Origin of the sequence: Gloeocapsa sp. PCC 7428 (assembly GCF_000317555.1) — a bacterium.
GTDB lineage: Bacteria > Cyanobacteriota > Cyanobacteriia > Cyanobacteriales > Chroococcidiopsidaceae > Chroogloeocystis.
In genome coordinates this window covers 111,429-131,356 of the sequence record NC_019746.1, presented here as the reverse complement: position 1 = coordinate 131,356, position 19,928 = coordinate 111,429, and the positions used below count along the sequence as shown (strand labels likewise).

Sequence of the window (19,928 nt, the reverse complement as noted above, 5' to 3'; positions counted from 1 at the left end):
CTTGATAAGTCTCTGTAACCTATGCTCTCTCATATCATTCACGGGTGAGGAAATGAGCAAAAATCAAATAAACGCATTGAGGTGGTTAGTTCCTGCTTTATTCCTCGAGAGCCTTAGGTCTCCTACCCAGGCGTCCCCGTGCTCGTGCCACCACAAGACCAGCTTGCGTACGCTCTTGAATCAGCTGACGCTCAAACTCTGCCAACGCCCCGAATAAATGAAAGATAAGTTTGCCACCACTGGAGCTAGTAGCGATCGCTTCCTGGAGGCTATGAAGCTCTATCCCTCGATTCTCAAGAACCTCTACCGTTTGAATCAAATCCTTGAGCGATCTACCTAGCCGATCTAGTCGCCAGACAACAACTACGTCTCCCAACCGCGCCACCTCAAGTAGTCGGCTAAATCCAGGTCGCTCCGCTTTTGCACCGCTTACCCGATCCTCGTAGATCTTCGTACACTCTGCTTGCTGCAATGCATCTCTTTGCAGATGCAGATCGTCCGTTGAAATGCGAGCGTAACCAATCAGCATCACTGGTAAAGGGTCAAGAAACTCGATTACCTTGGAGTATATTCTGCCTTTGATAAAATTTATGAGTTTTTTAACCAAACGATACCGATTTTTCTGTTGTTTGAGAGCAGGGGTAAAAAGGTAAACAAAACGGTCGTTTTCTTAACTCTTTTTGACTTAGCTGTCTTCTTTCCCTGCCCTAGTGAGAGTCTCAGCTATTTTCAAGTAATGTAAGCCAGGGCAGATGATTTCAAGCCCATTCACAGATAATGTGCGCCCAGTTTCATTTAATCTGAGCCGAAGCGTCCTTTCAGTATCGGTTAATCTGATCCGGAAATAAGTGTTGATTTCGAGCCGGAGCGATTATGATTTCAAGCCGCTACAACTATTTCCCCTTCTACCCTTACTTATTTAGGACTACCAAACACTCAAGCGAGTCGAGCAAGACCATTGTTTCATCAAGCGATTAACACAACTGGGAATGGGATTTGGTTCGTTCAACAGCGTTCGACGAACCTTGAGAGGATTTGAGGCAATGAACATGATCCGCAAAGGTCAGGTTCAACACCTTAAAAAAGGCGATGTACGAGCATCAATAGAGTTAGTATCTCAACTTTTTGGAACTGCACAATAACAAACAGGAATTGAGAAGAATTTTCTGTTCTCAAATCGTTTTTGCGACACAACCACATCCACCGCATAGCTGGTTTCGTTCTAAACCCTGGCAAATCAGTTGCGCCATGCCAGGTTCATCTTCAACAAGTAGGACACTCATGGATCTAGGAGAAGTAGGGCTAAGAGAAGTAGGAAATAAATGAAGTTTAAGTGATTATATCAATCTTCGCTCTATCAGACGGGTGATTGATTACGTCGAAGTCTGTCTCGCAGGTAAATGGCTATAGCGTTCATTAACAGCAATACAACCATTAACACGACGATCGCTGCTGCCGCATTCGTGTGAAAGGCAGTTTGTGGGCGAGACACCCAATTGAAGGTTTGAATTGGCAATGCGGTGAACGGGGTGCGTAATCCTTCCAGCGAGAGGGGTGGCAGAAACGCAATAAAGGTGAGCGCACCGATCGTAATCAGAGAGGCAGTTTCACCGATTGCTCGTGAAAGTGCCAGAATTGTGCCAGTGAGAATTCCAGGAAAAGCTTGGGGCAGCACCAGCTCCCATACGACTTGCCAACAGGTTGCACCCAGAGCGTAACCACCTTCCCGTACACTGCTGGGAACGGCACGCAAGGATTCACGGGTTGCCACGATAATAATCGGCAATACAAGGAGCGATAGCGTTAAGCCACCTGCCAGCACCGTCCGTCCACCCGTGATTGGTTGCAGCACCCGAACAAACATCTGCAAACCGAGTAACCCGTAGATGATCGACGGCACACCCGCCAAATTGCTGATGTTAATTTCCAGGACTTTGGTGAGCCAGGAGCAATCGGCAAATTCCTCCAGAAAAATCCCGGCCCCTACACCAACCGGAAAGCCAATACAAATCACCACTCCCAGAAGCCACAGGCTCCCAGCCAAGGCAGACAAAATTCCAGCTTGTTCAGGGCGGCGAGACGGAAAGCTGGTGAGAAAGTCCCAATTAATTCGCGGAATACCATCCATCGCGATATCTATTAGCAGCGTTGCTAGCACAGCCAGCGCGACCAATGTTGCTGTCCAAGTGACGATTGTAAACGCCCAATCCAATCCATAGCGAATTGCTCGAGATGAAGCAAACTTTGTTCGCAACGGGGTAGCGTCGGAGGACAAAGATTGTGTATCGATAGGAGTCATTCGTAAATCATCCGAAAACGACGAACAAACCAGAAGCTAACAATGTTGAGCGTCAGAGTCATCAAAAACAGAGTCATGCCAACGGCAAACATGGTTTTGTAAGCCAGGGAGGTAACGGGCGTATCGCCTAAACTCACTTGCGCGATGAATGCCGTCATGGTTGCCACAGGTACGCGCGGATCGAGGGTCAAGCGCGGATTCTGCCCAGCCGCGAGCGTCACAATCATGGTTTCACCAATCGCCCGTGAGATAGCCAGAATGGAGGCTGCGACTATTCCCGAAAGGGCAGCAGGTAAAACAATTTTGACGATCGTTTCTCGCTTTGTGGCACCCAGCGCATAGGCTCCTTGCCGCAAACTTTGGGGCACTGCATAAATGGCATCTTCACTTAAAGATGCGACTAACGGCGTAACAGCAATTCCCATCACCAGTCCAGCACTCAGGGCATTGAATGCTTCCAGCCCAGGTATGAACTGCTGGAGCAAAGGGGTGACGAACAACAGGGCGAAGTAACCGTACACCACTGAGGGAACTCCTGCTAGAACTTCCAATGCTGGTTTGAGCCAGCGACGCAGTTCAGGAGAAGCATACTCGCTGAGACAAATGGCAGATAATAAACCGATTGGCAAGGCAACACACAGAGCGATCGTGGAGGTCATGACCGTTGCACTGATCAGGACAAAAATTCCAAATCGGGCGTTGGTAAACAATGGAGTCCACTGAGTATCTGTGAGAAATTGCCACAGTGACACTTGGCGGAAAAACTCTATGGTTTCAAAAATCAAGGTTGCCACAATGCCGATCGTCGTAATGATAGATACTAGAGTGCATAGCCCACAGACCAGCTTAATTAACTGCCCTGTCCAGCGATCGAGTTTGCGGTTAGCTTGCCACGTGGCATCGGACGAGTGCGTTGTCCATGTAGGATGATTCATATAGATTTGCCGTAGAAGTAAACAATCCCCAGCTCCTCAAAGAAACCAGGGATTGGTTGATGTGCTACTACTGCTTCGCCAACACGTCTTGAATGTTTACACCCACTGTGGCTCCTTCAAACAAAGAACCAGTTGTGCGATTGTTCAATCGTGCCAAAACCAGGTCATAAACCGGATCAGACATGGCAATGTAACCCGACTCATTCACCAGGTTTCTATGGGCAGGATCGAGATAAAAATCGACAAATGCTTTGACCTCTGGGCGATCGAGCATTTGGCTATTGACATAGATGAACAGTGGACGGGACAGCGGTTGATAGGTGCCATCCAGTACGGTTTCTGGACTGGGTGAAACAAATCCTGACCCGTTGTCAGCATTACCATCGTCGATCGCAACCCGCTCCAATCGATCCTGATTAGCCTCATAGTAAGCCAGCCCGAAGTAACCCAAAGCATTTCTGTTTCCGGCAACACCCTGAACTAATACGTTGTCATCTTCACTAGCGGTAAAATCACCTCGACTGGCTCCTTCCTCACCGTTAATGGCTTCCGTGAAGTAATCAAATGTACCAGAATCCGTTCCGGGTCCGAACAAAGCTAACGGAGCATCAGGAAAATCAGAACGGATTTGATTCCAATTAGTGATTTCACCTTGCGCCGCAGGTTCCCACATTGTTCTTAATTCAGCCGTTGTCAGTTCTCTTGCCCAGGTATTTTCTGGATGAACTACAACCGTCAGCGCATCAAAGGCAATCGGCAGTTCAATAAATTCTACGCCTCCGGTGCGACAAAGTTCCTTTTCATCAGCTTCGATTGGTCGTGATGCATTAGAAATTGCCGTCTCTCCAGCACAAAACTTCTCAAAGCCACCGCCAGTTCCAGACGTTCCCACCGTCACCCGAACATTGGGATTTGCTTTTTGAAATTCTTCCGCCATTGCTTCAGCAATAGGGAATACAGTGCTGGAACCATCTGTGACCACATCTCCCGTCAAATCTGTGACAGTTGCTTCGGTTGCAGGAGACTCAGCAGCCGCTTGGTTCGCTGGAGATTGAGCAGGCGCACAGGCTTTGATACCCATCACAGTAATCGCCACGATAATAAAGAACACCAGTGACTTAGGTCGCTTGAGCCGTCTGACTCGTTTGAACAGCATAATCCTCCGAGTGAATTGAGTAGAAGGGTCAACGAAAGTAACACAATTTGGAATTTAGCTTTGCGATCCTAGATTGAACATTACTCACGTAATCGATTGTTCAATCATTCACCTAGAAGAATTAAATTTTAAGTAGTAAAAACCGCAGTTAACCTTTTTTAGTCAACAAGAAATCTACATTTGTAGTCTCTATTTTGAATCTCTTCGAGCGTCATCAATAAACCTCAAAAAGACATCAGAGCGATCATTGACTAAACTAACAGAACCCTGAAAAAATCGCTCATCTGTATCATTTCAAATACTTTTGACGAACGTATGGCAAAGTTATGAAGTTACTACAAAATTACGCTTCAACAGATGTCTGTTAGAGCTAATTTATAAAGTAAAAATTAAGCAGCTAATCGTCTCAGCATCAACCGCACCATAGCAGCATAGATCATAGACTCACTCACCTCTCTCCCAGTTCATAATCCTTACTCAATCGACGATACCAGTTCAACCAGCCAAATGTACGTTCAACCACCCATCTTCTGGGTAACACTTCAAACCCATCTGTAATCTGCTTGACTACTTCTACTTGTGCACCGCACACTACCATCACAGCTTGTGCAAAATTTTCTCCCTTGTATCCAGAATCTACCCAAATTAGCTCTAAAGCCTTGGAGTTATAACACTCTTGTGACAATACTATTATTGCCCCTAATCGTTCTGAAGCATTAGCTTCGGTCACTACCACACCCATGAGTAGTCCTTGTGTATCTACGACGATATGGCGTTTGCGACCTTTAACTAGCTTGCCGCCGTCGAAACCGGATACTTCCCTTTTTTTCCGTCGTTTTTACGGACTGGCTATCAATAATTGCCGCAGTAGCTTGATGAGACTTACCTTGCTTCATCCGTACTTGTTCACGCAATACTTGATTTATCTGTTCCCAAACCCCATGCTTTTGCCAGCGTCGAAAATAATAAACTGTTGAGTAACGAGGCAAGTCATTAGGAAGCATCTCCCATGAACAACCAGTTCGTAGCAAATAAAAGATGGCATTGACGACCTCACGCATGTCTACTGTACGCGGATGTCCCCCCGATTTAGGAGGTGGAATTAACTGCTCAATGATTCTCCATTCTTCATCGCTCAGGTCACTTTTATAGGCTTTTCTGGTCATAGGCATCGCTTTAAGCTTACTAACATGTCATCGTCAGAACCTATTGCCTCAACCCTCGCCAGTTTCAACTTTTCTTTATAAATGACCTCTTACTTATTCAGGACTACCAAATCTTTGTGCCGTTGCAGAACACACTCGCAGCAGCGATCGCCTCCTCTAAGCCCGCAATCACGCGGAGTGTCCTGCCTCGTTCCTGAAGCGAGATGGGAAACGTGCGATCTTGCGAGGCATCGACCAAATGCATATCAGCCCGTCGCTCACAAATCTCTACGCGATACTTGCCCTAACGCAATAAATAATGGGCAAGTAGCAGTTCAGCTGGGCCCGCTCCAATAATGACCACTTTTTGAAGCATAAACTGTAACCAACCTTCTAAGATTTAAGATTGCACGGTCAGCAGAAAGTAAGCTACTGCAATTCCCGCAAGCGTCAAGCTCGATTTCGACACGGGTTGTTGCTTGCCTTGAGTCATCTTAATCGCGGCATCCGCAATAAAACCCACTGCCATACCATCCGTAACCGAAAACGTCAGCGGCATAATCAAAGAGCACCAGAAAAGCAGGAATGGCTTCAGCTAAATTATCTCCATCCGTAGAGATTCAATGGGAGAGAAACATCTGAAGAATGTCTCAATCTAGACTGAACGAAGTAGAATGACCTTCGTTCACTTTCGTCACTTGTTAGGTACAACTGCTTAAACCTTTCGTTGCCAGCATTTGGTCAAGGCTAAGTTTGTAGTTCAACGGCTCAATGCTCAGAGGATAATCGAGGTTGCATCAGGAATAGTGCAGAAGACGACCTGATCGAATCGCGCTTACACTCATGGATGAAAATCTATTCTCAAAGCAGGTCTACTGTTTTTAGCCCTTAATTTGAGCCATCATTGCTGCATCATCCCAGTAGGAAGATACTTGCTGAATCTTTCTAGACTCATGTATTTCAAACACACTGATTCCTTCAGTAATTCCCTGCTTTCCGCTCTTGCCCAACCCTCGCATTGTCCATTTCACTGCTGCCCCATTGCCTGCAATAAAAACATTGTCTTGAGAGAGTTCTAACTTCTCAAACGCCATTGAAAGCAGTCCAAAGAAGGCTTGAGCATTCTCACGCGCTTTACTAGGTGGATTGCCAACCGGATCATAGATAACCGCATCTTCCGTAAAGTTTTCTGCCCATCCGGCTGCATCCATCATTTGAAGACTGGAAAAGTAGGACTTAACAAGTTTCTGGATTAACTCAGGTGACATTGAAATTCTCCTTCATCGCTATTCGACAGGTATAAGCCGTTCTCAATCACGGTAATCCTTCTATTTCAAGGTAGACACACTACTGCTTACTCTTCTGCCGTAAAGAATAGCTCCAAAGCCAGTTACGTACATCAGCAAGCTATAAACAGCAGCAGGTACAGCCATATCAAGATTATTGAGTAAACCAGCAGTGATTGCGATCGCTAACGTTCCATTTTGAATGCCAACCTCGATCGCAATACAAATCTGTTGCTTTGTCGGTAGCCGGAACAGCTTTCCAGCTAGCAAACCTGACAGGATTGCAAGTAGATTAAGCAGCAATACACCAATTCCAACTTGAACAATGAAGCCCGGAAGCTTGCTGCCTTCACGGATCAGCAACAGCGCAATAATCAATGCGAGTAACCCTGCTGCAAGGCGATTCATCTGTTTTTCAATGCGCCTCGCTGGGTTGGGAAACTGGTGGCGAATGAGCATTCCGATCGCGATTGGCAACAATGTAATTAGAAAAATTTGCAGCATTGTTTTTCCGATTGGCAGTGAGATTGCAGCGCTTTGATCTAAGAAATGCTGGAGTGCCAGATTGGTAAAAATGGGAATCGTAAACACGGTGATGATGCTGCTGAGTGCTGTCAGCGTGACTGAGAGCGCAACATCACCTTTTGCCAGATAGGTCATAAGATTGGAGGAAGGACCACCGGGACAAACGGCAAGGACAATTAAACCAACCGCGATCGCACTTTGCATCGGAACAATGAGCGTAATCAGCACGCCAATCAGCGGCAATAGCAACATTTGACACATCGTTCCCACTGCAACGGCTATGGGGTCACGGGTAATGCGCTGAAAATCTTTGGGAACTAGACTTAGCCCCATTCCTAGCATGACAATTGCCAGCGCTAGCGGCAGTAGAATCTCGGTGAAAAAATTGCTTTGCATTGAAGTAGAAACTGACGACTAGAAAGAATTTAACTCGTTTACGCTCGCATGAGCGATAAAACCTGTTTGGGCTAAAACAAAGAGCGCGATCGCATAATGTTTGAGATTCATTGTTCTATCACCGTGGTTGTTGAACTAGAGTCATCTTTGGTATCAATAAAGACGTAGCTGTTTTTGCAAACGTTAAGTGTGTGAATGTTGTTGGATGAATCACATCCCAGAACAAGAATCGCTCAGTATAGCCCTCGAACTTGGCTACGCTAATCATCTCAGCATCCAGAACATTTGTAAAACCAAATTTTCTCGGTTGAGTAAAGATCTGTTTAACCAGAGAATTTACATCAAAAAGAATGATATCCGCAGTATCAGAAGAAATCTCCTGACACAATGCTTCGATCGCTCCTGCTAACGCAGCGTTATGAGCAGTCGTCAAAGCATTGAGCGTAGCGGATATCCGGCTATTCTTGCGGAATTTTGGCAGATTTCCTAAGTCAGGCAAGTTCACGACCATGATCTGTTGGGCACCGATAGTGAGAAGTAGTTTGACTGCATTCATGAGGTTTGCGATCAGAATCGTTGGATTGGTCACATTGTTGCCCAGGTAGTCGTTTGCGCCAGCCCAAAGAATGTAGAGCGCTTCTCGATCGGCTGATTCACCGTTAAGTGACGTGATGAATGCATCCAGTTGTTGTTTCAATCCTGGCAAACCGCAGGACTGGATAGGAAAGGTATTTGCATCGCCCGTTGTTGCGCCTGAAGCTGCGAAGTTGATATGGCAATGGCTCGGCAGTTCGAGAAAGTGGGCAAGATATTCAACCCAAACGGGACCATTGGAGAACCGTCCTGACAAGTAAAGTGGTGTAGGAGGCAGCCCCTGTCGAAGCTCCTTTTTCGTAAGCATGAAGGTATTGCTGGCATCCGAGAGACTATCGCCAAATACAAAAAGCTGAGTAAACGAACGATAGCGTTTATGTTGCTCATTCGATTGGAAGTAATTCAGAAATGCATCAATCTGAGAATTCTCAGATGCAGTATTGACATCCGGATCAAGATAAGGATTGATGGTTTGAAAACTGTTAAGCATGAGTTACTCCTGAGACATGATAGAGTACTGCCCTATTGAAGGACCTCTGCATAAACTCTTGAGGGAAATTCTGGTGCAATAGACGGTTCGATCGATAGCTCTTTTTGCACACAGAAACATTAATATTTACTACTGAGTTCGATAATAGAAGGGTGCATTTTACGCGCGTTGACGCACTCTATGAGAGTCGTGAGCGCACTGGCTTTCCGGTTGCCACAACCTGCTCAACAATGTCGATCGCCCTCTTGATTCCTCCAGCTTGTCGAATCGCCACTTGCATTCTGAGCGCGTTCTCTCGATAAGTCTCCTCGCTCAAGACTCGCTGGATTGCACTCCGCAGCTTAGATGAGCTTAATCGCTTTAGCGGCACTACTTCCCCGGTTCCCGTCCAGGCAATCCGAGCTGCAACCCCTGGTTGGTCATTCGCGATCGGAATCGCCACCATTGGCACCCCGTTTGCCAGAGATTCCAACGTGGTATTCATGCCCGCGTGAGTAATGGTTAGCGTCGCCCGCTGTAACAGTTCTAATTGAGGAGCATACTCGACCACTAACGGAGATCCTGGAAGCGCTGGAAGTGACTCTGGTTTACTCCCACCCCCTAGCGCAATGACTAACTGAGCATCCAGTCCATCACAGGCTTCTGCAATCACCTGAAACGTTCCGAGCAACTGGTTTTGTACCGTGCCAAGAGAGGCATAGATGAGGGGTTTTCCGGTCAACTGCTCAAAGGGAAAGGATGATGGTTCCCGACTCGCTGGATTGGAATAGGGGCCCGTGAAGTGAAAGCAGGCGGGTAAGTGCTGCCTCGGAAACTCAAATTCAGCAGGCTGTTGACAGAGTTGCGCCAGGTGAGAGAAGGCATCATTGGGGTGGCAATAAGCGGGTAGATTCCAGCGTTGTCGATAGGCAACGACTTCGTTGACAATCGGGCGGGCAATTCGACTCATCAACTCGTGACCCAGTTGATTGCGGAGGCGTGCCCATCCAGCCGCATGATAGTTCCAGGCAGTATTGAAAGGCGGAACATTGGGGTCTCGATTCAGCATCAGGGCACAGCACACACTGATAAATGGAAGATCCAGAAACTCAGCGACAGTGGAACCTCCAAATGAAGTCTGATCGATCAGTAGGGCTTTCACACCTGCACTTTGCAGCGCAGCAGGAGCCTCTTGTAGCAGCGTCAGCGTGACTTGCTTAAAAAACTCGACAGTATAGCGAAAGGCAGCCAACCCTTCTAGTTGACCCAGTTTAGCAACCCCCTTTGGAATTGCCCCCAATGGAAAAGCGACTTCCCCGATCGCCCGAAAGTCTAATCCTGCTGCCAACGCTTTCGATTTTGCATCGAGAAGCCCGACCACCGTGACCTGATGCCCTCGCTGACGCAGTTCGTATCCCAAGGCTGTCATCGGATTGAGATGACCACTCGCAGCAGGACAGAGAATGCCAAAGTGAACCATATTAACATCAACCTCAAATGTAGGGTGGGTTAGCGAAGTGCATAACCCACCGAATTGAATGATAGGGCTGGTGCAATGAAATGCACGTTAACGCATCCTGCAAGAGTCGCGATCGCACTGTGAGGTAATAGCAGGACAAATTCATCCCTCACAGCTTTAGTAGTGTCTTCTTCCAGACTGACTCAGCCTGAAGATTACACTAGCTAACCTCATTGGGGCATTCACAGGAGAATTAGAGGCTACCTTAACGGGGTGTAAAGCAGAACCCCGTCAAAGGGCGATCGCACTAAAAGTGTTACCCTAATCCCCAAATTTTTGAACCATGCAGTTCTTTCTATGCGTATGGTCCCATACAAGGACCTTGTCCTGAGTCGGGACAGCATCTACAAAAACAATTAAATCCATTTCCGTCACAGGTTGGGTGATAACCCTGTGGACAGCGATTCCAGTTGATAACACACTGGAACCATACTCCGTGGCACGAACACAGATTTTCGCTGGGCTTGATTCCACTACTCGTAGTGTACCTAGCAGTGCTGCCACCTCTTTGAACAGGTGCTGCTTGAACTGGAAGTTTCATCATTACTTCTCCTAATTTTTTCAGGTTTGATTCGTGGTTTTGAGCGTTAGCCAAACACATCCTGCGGATTCACGGGAAGTATTTGGCTCGTGTGAGATAGTTCATGACGGTTCCTCTTTTGGCATTGAATTAGCTGGCGACAGACCAAGAACGGACTCTACCAATAGAGACAGGAATCACATCGCTAACATCAACTGTGAATCGGTAGACTTTTCCGGCTCTACGGCTATCCTGTAGGTTAAAAAATTGCAGTTTCACGTCATAGCAATCGGAATCCGGGCGACAGATTGGACTCTTCTCCACCGTAATAGTGTCCAGCCCAATATCATTAGCCGTGCCTGTAGACATCACGTCTGCAATCTGGAAAGCGTTGGTTGCAGAGAAGTTTAGCGCCCGCTCTTGGGGAGTCACTCCGAGATTGCGGAATTCATAATAGATCCGCTCTAGATATTCTCGAATCTTGTTGCGATAGTCTTCTTCTGAGGGTCCTGCTGGATTAGCTTGTATTAAATTCTCAATTAACGCTGCAACCGACCATCCATAGATCCCTCGCACATCTGGGACGATGATCGGAACCGTTTGACCCGAAAGCAGCTTCATACTGCCCCTCATATATCCTGGAATCGAAACTCGCTCGATATTTTCGTCGCGGAGGAAGGCACGCAGCCGCTCATAAACAACATTGGCATACGCACCCATCGGCATGATCGCGTAGATCGGCGTGGCATCCAGGTTCAGAGTCCAAATCAGCGATTGCGCCTCCCAAGGGTTTTGATCCAGATAATCGAGCAGATTCATACCTGCTGGGATGGCTTGCATAAACGAATCTTGACGGGCTTGAGTCCCGAAATCAGTTCCCAGTTCTCCTAGAGCATACGCTAGTGGAATTTGTGGAGCTTGTTTCGCTTCACTCCCTTCACTCGCTTCACTCTTTCCACCACAAGTAGCGCATTCAGAAGGAGTCACAGCAGTATTCGTTTCGTTGCCAGTCACCATTAGCATCTCACTCGGTTGTAGTTGTGCGATCGTGTTGTCAGTTTCACTCGGTTGCATCATGACGTTCTCTAGTTTCTCGTGTGACATTTGTTTGATTTTTCCTTTAGTAATGAGGGCGTAAGCTCCAGAAATATTGAGCTTTCCAACTAGGCAGCGACGACTATCTGAACTCTTCGCGGGGTCGCAAGGTAAGGCACTTTGGAGAATGGCATCCCGGATAGCATGGGGATCGGGCTTTTCCCCTCGTTGCAGTTGAATACTTAGCAACAGCGCCGCAATGCCCGATACGATGGGAGCCGCAAAGCTTGTCCCCGTTTTAGCCGCAGTCCCACCGCCCGGAACTGCACCTAAAATGTTTTCACCGGGAGCGAGAATCCCGTTTGTTTGATAAGCTTCGCCCCAATTACTAAACCTCATTGGTTGCGATTGAGCATTCATTGCTCCGACAGCAAGGACAGATGCGATCGCGGCAGGAAAATGTAGACAAGCGCATCCATCGTTTCCAGTTGCCGCAACAATCAAAACATTGTTCTCTCGACACAATTGAATGGCGTTTGTGAGGAAGGGATCAGGTTCACCCGATTGTGTCAATTGACCGCCGCTAATATTAATAACATTGGCTCCTTGCTCCACAGCTTGGGTAATGGCGCGGGCGAGATCAAGTTGTGAACAAGGGACTAATCCTTCTTGCCCATCTGCAAAAACAGGAACAGTCAAGCCTCGACAACCGGGAGCAATTCCAGGAACGGAACTATTCGGTTGTCCAAAAATAATACTGGCAATATGCGTTCCGTGTTGTGCAACCGATCCAGACTTGGCAAAACCCGAAACTAGCGTTTGAAGCTGAGTGAGATTTGCGCCTTCAAAGCACGGATGAGATTGGTCAACAGAACTATCTAGAACAGCGATGCAAATTTGAGGATCACCAAAGGTTTCAGAGTAAAGCGATCGCAATCCAGAGAGGGCATGAATTGGTTGGATTGCGATCGCTGAACTAGAAATGTTCGATCGGTTTCTAGTTAAACTGCTCACATCTTGTCCTTATGCGGGTCTTGCAAACTTCTGAGTCCAGAAACCATTGGCAAATCCCACACCAAGATGCTGAAGTTCGGGATTGAGCAGATTTTCCCGATGTGGCGGCGAGTCCATCCAAGAGGACACTGCTTCCTCCGGTGAGGATCGCCGAGTAAGATTCTCTGCCACGCGACTCCACCGATAGCCTGCTTGTGAAATGCGATCGCCCAGTTCTGGCTGTCCTGGGAATTGGTGGGTCATTTCGTTGCGCTGCGCCATGAGATCAGTATGCTGTTGAGCCGCCGCCATCAATTGCGGATGCAGACTGAGAGGTGGCGCACCCACTCGGCTACGCTCAGCATTCGAGAGTTCAAGCACTCTCTGGGCAATATCCCCTCCGCCTCCGTTGGAAGGCTGCGGCGCAGAATCCACTCCTGGAATCGTTAGCACCATCCCAGGCTCAATTTTAGCGGGGTCGGGACCAATGACATCTCTGTTGGCATCGTAAATTTTACGCCACCCGGCTTCGCTGCCATCACCGTAAAATCGTTGAGCGATCGCAGATAGAAAATCTCCTGGCTGAACAGTGTATTGTTGATCGCTTGTTGTGAATGTCATGATAGTTTTCTCCATTAAGTTCAAGGTTTCATCAGCATTGAAGTTATGCGTTGCTTTGCTCCTGTCTCTTAGGAGATAGTTGTAACCAAAATTAACTCAAAGCTTAGTTGCTACTGGGCTTGAGATCATAGATTTGTCAACCTCTTCTAAGAGATAAAAGTGAGTTAGCTATCCTACAATCCTGACTGACGAAATGGTATCGTTATCGATACCACCAGGGCTGATTGGAAGATTAGGATAATCTCCCGGTGGAAGTGTCACATTACGACCCGTGTAGTTCGCATGTTCAAAAACTTGCCACGTACCGGAAATCACTCTAGCTGACGTAATTGTGTCGTTCCAAAATGATCCGACGTTGGGCAGGTCTTGGGTAAAGTCACCTGCAGATCCTTCAAAGTTGGCACCGACATAGACAATCATGTGAGCCATTGTTTTTCTCCTTGTTTGTTTGAATTTTGGTTGCAGCTAAGCGCTTTGCTTGACTGTCCTTATCGTAGAGATCCACCTCGAGAGATACATCTGAAGAACGTCTCGACTCCTACTCAACGAAAGAAAGTCAATTCGGTTAACCTTCGTTGACTTACTAAGTATAATTACTTAAGACTTTTGTCGATGAGCAACGCCCCTGGCTTGACAGCCAAAAACTCGACCCAAACAATTGCTCGGAGCCAGCAATTTTCTTTCTTCCTCAACAGTTGCTGAACGTCCGATTAGCGCAAAGCGCAACTCCGGAGGAACCGCAACTTCTAACCGTTCAGCATCGAGGCGATCGAGTTCGCGTAGATGGCAAGCTGTGAGCGATTCCGTAGCGCCAAACGATTGAGTAAATGCGTCACATATGTCTTAACTGTACCTTCTGCCAAGTGGAGTTGAGTTGCAATTTCACGGTTTGTACATCCCTGACCGATTAAGCGCAATACATCTCGTTCTCTGGATGGTAGCTGTTTAACTTCCTCTACGATGTCTTGCTGATCCGAATCGTTGTTTGGAACATTGGTTAACAGCTTTTCCATTAATCCTGGAGCCATTTGACAATAGCCCCGATGAACGAAACGAATGGCTTCGATCAGTTCTGGAGCAGGCATATCTTTGAGCAAATAGCCTTTTGCACCAGCCCGCATCGCCTGAGCAATATCGCGATCGTCATCGAAGGTACTCAAAACTAATACTTTCGTGTTGGGAAACTGCTCAACAATCAATCGAGTTGCTTCGATACCAGTCATTACAGGCATTCGGATATCCATCAGTACAACATCCGGCTGTAAAGCGGCAACTTGAGCGATCGCAGCCTCTCCATTCCCCGCAGAACCCACCACTTGCAGATCGCTTTCCTGATCCAGAACTGCCTGTAGCCCTTGGCAAATCAAACTTTGATCGTCGACAAGTAACAATCGAATCATAGAACACCGCAAGCGAATGGACATCTAACCTCAATTTGGCAACCTGCTCCGGGTGCTGTCGTTAAGTGAAATTCTCCCGCTAAGGCAGCCACTCGTTCTTGCATCCCTTGCAGCCCAAATCCGGCTGATTGCTGAGCGCAATCAAATCCTTTGCCATTATCTTTGAGCGTTAGACAAAGGTAATCTCCGTTGGCTTGGCTAATCGTACTTAACGTAATTTCTACTTGAGTTGCCTGAGCATATTTAGAAATATTTGTTAATGCTTCTTGCACAATACGATGAATCGTTTTCGCTACGGACAAAGAAATAGATTTCTTTATATCAATCTGAACGATCGGGGTAATTCCTGTAACCTGTCGAAACCCTTCCGCCAAATTTGAGATCGTTGCTTCTAAAGATTGTTGGGCTGGCTGATCGACCCGCAGTGCCTTGACGGACTGGCGGACTTCTTGCATTGCAGTTTTGCTTAACTGGTATGCCTGAGTTAGAAAAACCTGTGCCTGAGCGGGATCGGTTTGGATCACACTGCTAGCGGCTTGTAGCTGCACGGTTAGCGCCGTCAGGGCATGTCCTAGCGAGTCGTGAATCTCGCGGGCAATGCGATTGCGCTCCTCAATGGCTGCCATTGCTTCAATCTGTTGGTTTAGCGATCGCTCGTGTGCCAGTGCCTGCTGCAATTTTGCTTGAAGCCGGCGAATTGAGAGTTGGGTTTCAATCCGAACCAATACTTCTGCCACCTGGAACGGTTTACAAATATAATCAACCCCCCCGACTGAAAAGGCTTTGACTTTATCAATCACTTCGTGGGAAGCACTAATGAAAATGACCGGAATATCTATCGTCTGTGCCCGATCTTTAAGTAAACGACAGACCTCGTAGCCATTCATACGCGGCATATTGACATCAAGCAAAATCAGATCCGGCGGTTGCGCCTGTGCTCCCATCAAGGCTGATGACCCGTTGATCACACTCCGGACTTTGTAGCCCCGCTCACTCAGTATCGTTGATAACAATCGTAAATTATCTGGAGTGTCATCAACGATGAGAATGTCTCCCGTGGTTGAGGGTTCATGACTCATAACTCAACTTGAGATAATTATCTGATGATTATACTCTTTAAGTAAGGCATCCTCGTCTCCGCAAACTTCTAGTGGGTGTGAGCTATGCGACTTGACTGTCTCGATAGACGATTTCAATTTTTGCGGAAGCGACAACCTCAACGCTGGATCGCTTTGCTTGGGCTCATTGGAACTGCAATCCTCAGCGCACTGTTATGGCAACGGTTGCAACCTGCCCAGATTGTCATATCAACTCAGCCAGAAATCGTCATCCCTAGCTCACAGAACGAGCCAATTCAACCGATTCCCCTGCAAGTCGCACTGGATACCAACAAAGTACAGTTAGGAGAAAAACTCTTTGCTGACACTCGCCTTTCTATCGATAATCAGGTATCTTGCCTCAGTTGTCATCGGCTTGATCTCGGAGGGGCGGATCGACAATCTCGATCCATCGGAGCAACTGGGGTGCAAATGCAGGTAAACACCCCGACGGTTTTTAATGTCGCCCACAATTTCCGGTTTAGTTGGAATGGACGGTTTGAGACGCTAGAGGCTCAGATCGAGGGGTTAGATCAGAACGTGATGGGAATTTCTTGGGAACAGGCGATCGCGAAACTTCAGCAAGCACCCAACTACGTACAACTGTTTAACGTCATTTATGCCGATGGCATCACCTTGCCTAATGTGATCGATGCAATCGCGGTTTACGAGCGATCGCTCGATACGCCGAACTCCCGCTTTGATCAGTTTCTGCGCGGCGATTACACCGCGTTAACGGTTGAAGAAAGAGAGGGCTATCGATTGTTTAAAAGTTATGGCTGCGTCAGTTGTCACCAAGGCGTGAATGTGGGCGGCAATTTGTTTCAGAAGTTTGGGGTGATTGGTAATTATTTCGCTGATCGCGGCAACATTACCGCTGCCGACTATGGACGCTACAACGTGACGGGCAGCGAGAACGATCGATTCGTGTTCCGAGTTCCGAGCCTGAGAAATGTCGCGATCGCACCGCCTTATTTTCATGATGGCACAGCTCAAACGCTCGAACAAGCGATCGCCGTGATGGCAAAGTATCAACTCGGTCGTCCCCTGCCTCAAGAACACGTTCGTCGCATTGCCCAGTTTCTGAACACGCTCACCGGAGAACCTCCAAGGAGTGCATCATGACCCGTGTTGCTGGTTCCAGCCAGAACGATCGCTCAGGACGATCCAATCGAGAAAAGCGTCCTTCTCGATTGCTGCGTTGGAACGCATTGGCATGGGTCGGTTTCGCGATTTTGTTGATGGTGTTGTGGAACAAAGCGAACATCCTTGATATTCATCAACATAGCGACTATCTCACGCTTTTACGTGACTCGCAAGCAGTTGATGCACGATTGAATCAGAGTGTTTTGGAAGCACGATTAGGACAGCTTTCCTCCTACGATCCCATTGTGACCAAAACGGCTAAACTGAAGCAGATTCAAGCCAAGCTGCAACAGATCCCCAGCTTTGTTGATCCTACAGAACGTGCTGCCCTAGATCAACTGCTACGCCGCCAACGGGAACTTTTGCAAGCCAAAGAAGTGCTGATCAATCAGTTCAATTCTCAAAATGCGGTTTTGAAAAATTCGCTGTCGTATTTTCCGATTTTGGTGCGCACGCTAGTAGAAAAACCAACAATCGCTCCATCCCAGTCTGAGCAGCTAAATTTGTTCCTTCAGAACGTTCTATTGTTAGATGTATTAGGAGACAGCGAAGATGTCTCGGCTCAACTCATGCAACAGATTGAACAACTCGAAGCACTAGAAGCTGATCAATCCAATGAGCCATTGAAAACGGCGATCGCCCATGCCCAGTTGATTCTTCAAGGACAACCCCGCCGAGAAGCCCTTCTTCATGGCATTTTGATCGTTTCAACCAGAGACATGAGCGAAGACTTCGCGCAAATTTACTATCAGTCCTATCAACGAGCGCTCACGACCGTTGACTTCTACCGATTCTGGTTTTTTGTCTTGTGTACGGTTGGGGTGATCGCGATCGCTGCATCGATTATTCTCAAACTGAGGCGTTCAGAACGGGCATTGCGACAAAGCGAAACAAAATTTCGCACGCTACTTAGTGCCATTCCAGATTTGATGATGCGCTTAACTGCCGATGGTACGTATTTAGACTTTATTCCAAATAAGAGTTTCAAAGCCTACTTAAATCATACAGAACGGGATGTAGTGGGTAAAACTGTATTTGAACTACTGCCTGCTCAGTTAGCAAGAGAACGAATGACTTACATTCGTCAAGCGTTAAAAACAGGTGAATTACAAGTTTATGAGTATCAGTTAATAAATGACAATGAAATACAACACTTAGAAAATCGAGTTGTTGTGAGCGGGAAAAACGAAGTGTTGATTATTATTAGGGACATCACTGAAAAAAAGAAAGCTCAAATCGAACTCGAGTCGCAAAAAGCATTTTTACAGCAAGCTAAAGAAGCGGCTGAATCCGCGAACAAAGCGAAGAGCATTTTTCTCTCGAATATGAGTCACGAACTCCGAACGCCATTAAATGTCATTCTTGGATTTGCCCAACTTCTGAACTATGGTGATTCGCTTACCGCTCACCAGCAACAATATTTAGATGCCATTAGCCGCAGTGGAGAACACCTGTTGATGTTAATTAATGACGTTCTAGAAATGTCGAAAATTGAAGCGGGTCGCATCCTGTTAAATGAAACCAACGTTGATCTTTATGCCGTCATCCAGACTCTACAACAGATGTTCCAATTTAAGGCAGAGTCCAAAGGACTGCAACTGATAGTGGAACAATCTTCTGATTTACCGCAGTATATTCGCACCGATGAAAGCAAACTGCGTCAAGTATTAGTCAATCTATTAGGCAACGCTGTTAAATTTACCCAAACTGGAGCGATCGTTCTGCGCGTACAATGGCAACCTGACACAGCCAACTTTCATTTCGCGGTGTCCGATACTGGCGTTGGTATTGCACCGGAGGAACGCGATCGCATCTTTGATCCCTTTGTCCAAACTGAAGCAACGCAGCAATTTCATCTGAACACACCCCTGCAAGCCCAGAACGGCACCGGACTCGGCTTGGCGATCAGCCGTCGGTTTGTTCAACTGTTGGGCGGAGAGATTTGGGTTGAAAGCCAAGTCGGAGTTGGCTCGACGTTTCACTTCACGATTCAGGCACAGTTAGCTGAGGGCGATGGCATGCTGATTCAGTCAAGTCAATACCAAGTCATCGGGTTAGAACCAGGGCAACCCACTTACCGCATCTTGATTGTGGAAGACAAACTCGAAAATCGCCAACTCTTGGTGGAGCTATTGCGTCCGATTGGGTTTGAGGTGCAGGAGGCTATCAATGGACAAGAAGCGATCGAGCAATGGAAAGCTTGGTTGCCGCACTTAATCTGCCTAGATCTGCGGATGCCTGTGTTAAATGGCTATCAAGCAGCACAACAGATTCGTGCCCAGCAGCAAAACAATGAAGCCCCGATCATCATTGCCATTACAAGCAGCGCCTTTGAAGAAGATCGACATCAGGCGTTAGCGGCGGGATGTGATGATTTCGTGCGAAAGCCGTTTCGAGCAGACATTATTTTTGAAAAAATCGCACAGCATTTAGGAGTCCGCTACCGCTATGCAGCAGAGCCAAGATCGCTGTCCATTCGCGCAACCTCGGTTCTTAAACCCTCCGAATTGATTGAAATAGACCAACTGAATCATATGCCGCCTGCTTGGCGAACCCAATTGCATGAAGCAGCAATTCGCGTAGATGCAGAGGCAATTGGGCAACTGATCGAACAAATTCCAGAGTCGCAAGCAGATTTAGCAAAGGCTTTAACCTACCTCGTCGATCAGTTTCAGTTTGAAGAAATTGTTGCAAGGACTAAGCTCAAATTCACAGAATGTATTCGTAGTGCACATCCCAACGAAGAGCATTTCCAGATCTAGATCACTCCCGTTACCGATTCTTGATCAAAC

General features: G+C 47.2%; 16 protein-coding genes and 3 pseudogenes. 3 read left to right on the top strand and 16 right to left on the bottom strand.

Annotated features, from left to right (window positions below):
• Positions 1-103: 103 nt before the first annotated feature.
• Positions 104-529: pseudogene (locus tag GLO7428_RS24475) on the bottom strand (recombinase family protein); the annotation flags it as partial.
• Between the two features lie 415 nt (positions 530-944).
• Here GLO7428_RS24475 and GLO7428_RS27535 point away from each other — a divergent pair.
• Positions 945-1,142, top strand: a pseudogene (locus tag GLO7428_RS27535) (DDE-type integrase/transposase/recombinase); the annotation flags it as partial.
• A gap of 215 nt (positions 1,143-1,357) precedes the next feature.
• Here GLO7428_RS27535 and pstA read toward each other — a convergent pair.
• The 15 genes and pseudogenes from pstA to GLO7428_RS24395 all read right to left on the bottom strand — a co-directional run bounded on the left by pstA (position 1,358) and on the right by GLO7428_RS24395 (position 15,972).
• The gene (pstA, locus tag GLO7428_RS24470) at positions 1,358-2,299 is read right to left on the bottom strand and encodes a phosphate ABC transporter permease PstA (RefSeq protein WP_015191256.1); all 942 of its coding nucleotides are present in this window, start codon (positions 2,297-2,299) and stop codon (positions 1,358-1,360) included.
• Positions 2,296-3,234, bottom strand: coding sequence for a phosphate ABC transporter permease subunit PstC (pstC, locus tag GLO7428_RS24465; RefSeq protein ID WP_015191255.1), 939 nt, complete (start codon positions 3,232-3,234; stop codon positions 2,296-2,298). Before pstC ends, pstA begins: the two co-directional genes overlap by 4 nt.
• A gap of 67 nt (positions 3,235-3,301) precedes the next feature.
• The gene (locus tag GLO7428_RS24460; RefSeq protein ID WP_015191254.1) at positions 3,302-4,390 is read right to left on the bottom strand and encodes a PstS family phosphate ABC transporter substrate-binding protein; all 1,089 of its coding nucleotides are present in this window, start codon (positions 4,388-4,390) and stop codon (positions 3,302-3,304) included.
• A gap of 389 nt (positions 4,391-4,779) precedes the next feature.
• Positions 4,780-5,562 (bottom strand): annotated as a pseudogene (locus tag GLO7428_RS27530) (IS5 family transposase).
• A gap of 97 nt (positions 5,563-5,659) precedes the next feature.
• A complete protein-coding gene (locus GLO7428_RS28100; RefSeq protein WP_155824112.1) occupies positions 5,660-5,800 on the bottom strand; it encodes a hypothetical protein in 141 nt (46 codons plus the stop codon).
• Positions 5,801-5,935: 135 nt separating this feature from the next.
• Complete coding sequence (locus GLO7428_RS28095) at positions 5,936-6,094, bottom strand: hypothetical protein (protein WP_155824110.1); 159 nt, start codon at positions 6,092-6,094, stop codon at positions 5,936-5,938.
• 322 nt (positions 6,095-6,416) lie between these two features.
• Positions 6,417-6,803: a nuclear transport factor 2 family protein gene (locus GLO7428_RS24445; protein ID WP_015191253.1), complete on the bottom strand. Its 387-nt coding sequence runs from the start codon at positions 6,801-6,803 to the stop codon at positions 6,417-6,419.
• A 60-nt stretch (positions 6,804-6,863) separates the two neighbouring features.
• Positions 6,864-7,742 (bottom strand): bile acid:sodium symporter family protein, encoded by an 879-nt coding sequence (locus GLO7428_RS24440; protein WP_015191252.1) that lies wholly within the window; start codon positions 7,740-7,742, stop codon positions 6,864-6,866.
• Between the two features lie 118 nt (positions 7,743-7,860).
• Positions 7,861-8,826 (bottom strand): SGNH/GDSL hydrolase family protein, encoded by a 966-nt coding sequence (locus tag GLO7428_RS24435; protein WP_015191251.1) that lies wholly within the window; start codon positions 8,824-8,826, stop codon positions 7,861-7,863.
• Between the two features lie 178 nt (positions 8,827-9,004).
• Positions 9,005-10,285, bottom strand: coding sequence for a glycosyltransferase (locus tag GLO7428_RS24430; RefSeq protein ID WP_015191250.1), 1,281 nt, complete (start codon positions 10,283-10,285; stop codon positions 9,005-9,007).
• Positions 10,286-10,994: 709 nt separating this feature from the next.
• A complete protein-coding gene (locus GLO7428_RS24420) occupies positions 10,995-12,893 on the bottom strand; it encodes a PatA/PatG family cyanobactin maturation protease (RefSeq protein WP_015191248.1) in 1,899 nt (632 codons plus the stop codon).
• A 9-nt stretch (positions 12,894-12,902) separates the two neighbouring features.
• Positions 12,903-13,493 (bottom strand): CAP domain-containing protein, encoded by a 591-nt coding sequence (locus tag GLO7428_RS24415; RefSeq protein ID WP_015191247.1) that lies wholly within the window; start codon positions 13,491-13,493, stop codon positions 12,903-12,905.
• 168 nt (positions 13,494-13,661) lie between these two features.
• Positions 13,662-13,922 carry a beta/gamma crystallin family protein gene (locus GLO7428_RS24405; RefSeq protein ID WP_015191246.1) on the bottom strand — a complete coding sequence of 87 codons (261 nt, stop codon included), beginning with the start codon at positions 13,920-13,922 and terminating at the stop codon, positions 13,662-13,664.
• A gap of 317 nt (positions 13,923-14,239) precedes the next feature.
• On the bottom strand, positions 14,240-14,893 hold the full coding sequence (locus tag GLO7428_RS24400; RefSeq protein ID WP_015191245.1) for a response regulator transcription factor: 654 nt from the start codon (positions 14,891-14,893) through the stop codon (positions 14,240-14,242).
• Positions 14,890-15,972: a response regulator gene (locus GLO7428_RS24395; RefSeq protein WP_015191244.1), complete on the bottom strand. Its 1,083-nt coding sequence runs from the start codon at positions 15,970-15,972 to the stop codon at positions 14,890-14,892. Before GLO7428_RS24395 ends, GLO7428_RS24400 begins: the two co-directional genes overlap by 4 nt.
• An 84-nt stretch (positions 15,973-16,056) precedes the next feature.
• On the opposite strand from GLO7428_RS24395, the gene GLO7428_RS24390 reads away from it, so the two are divergent.
• Positions 16,057-17,115 (top strand): cytochrome-c peroxidase, encoded by a 1,059-nt coding sequence (locus GLO7428_RS24390; RefSeq protein WP_015191243.1) that lies wholly within the window; start codon positions 16,057-16,059, stop codon positions 17,113-17,115.
• Positions 17,112-19,898: a DAHL domain-containing protein gene (locus GLO7428_RS24385; protein WP_015191242.1), complete on the top strand. Its 2,787-nt coding sequence runs from the start codon at positions 17,112-17,114 to the stop codon at positions 19,896-19,898. Before GLO7428_RS24390 ends, GLO7428_RS24385 begins: the two co-directional genes overlap by 4 nt.
• The last annotated feature ends 30 nt before the right edge of the window (positions 19,899-19,928 follow it).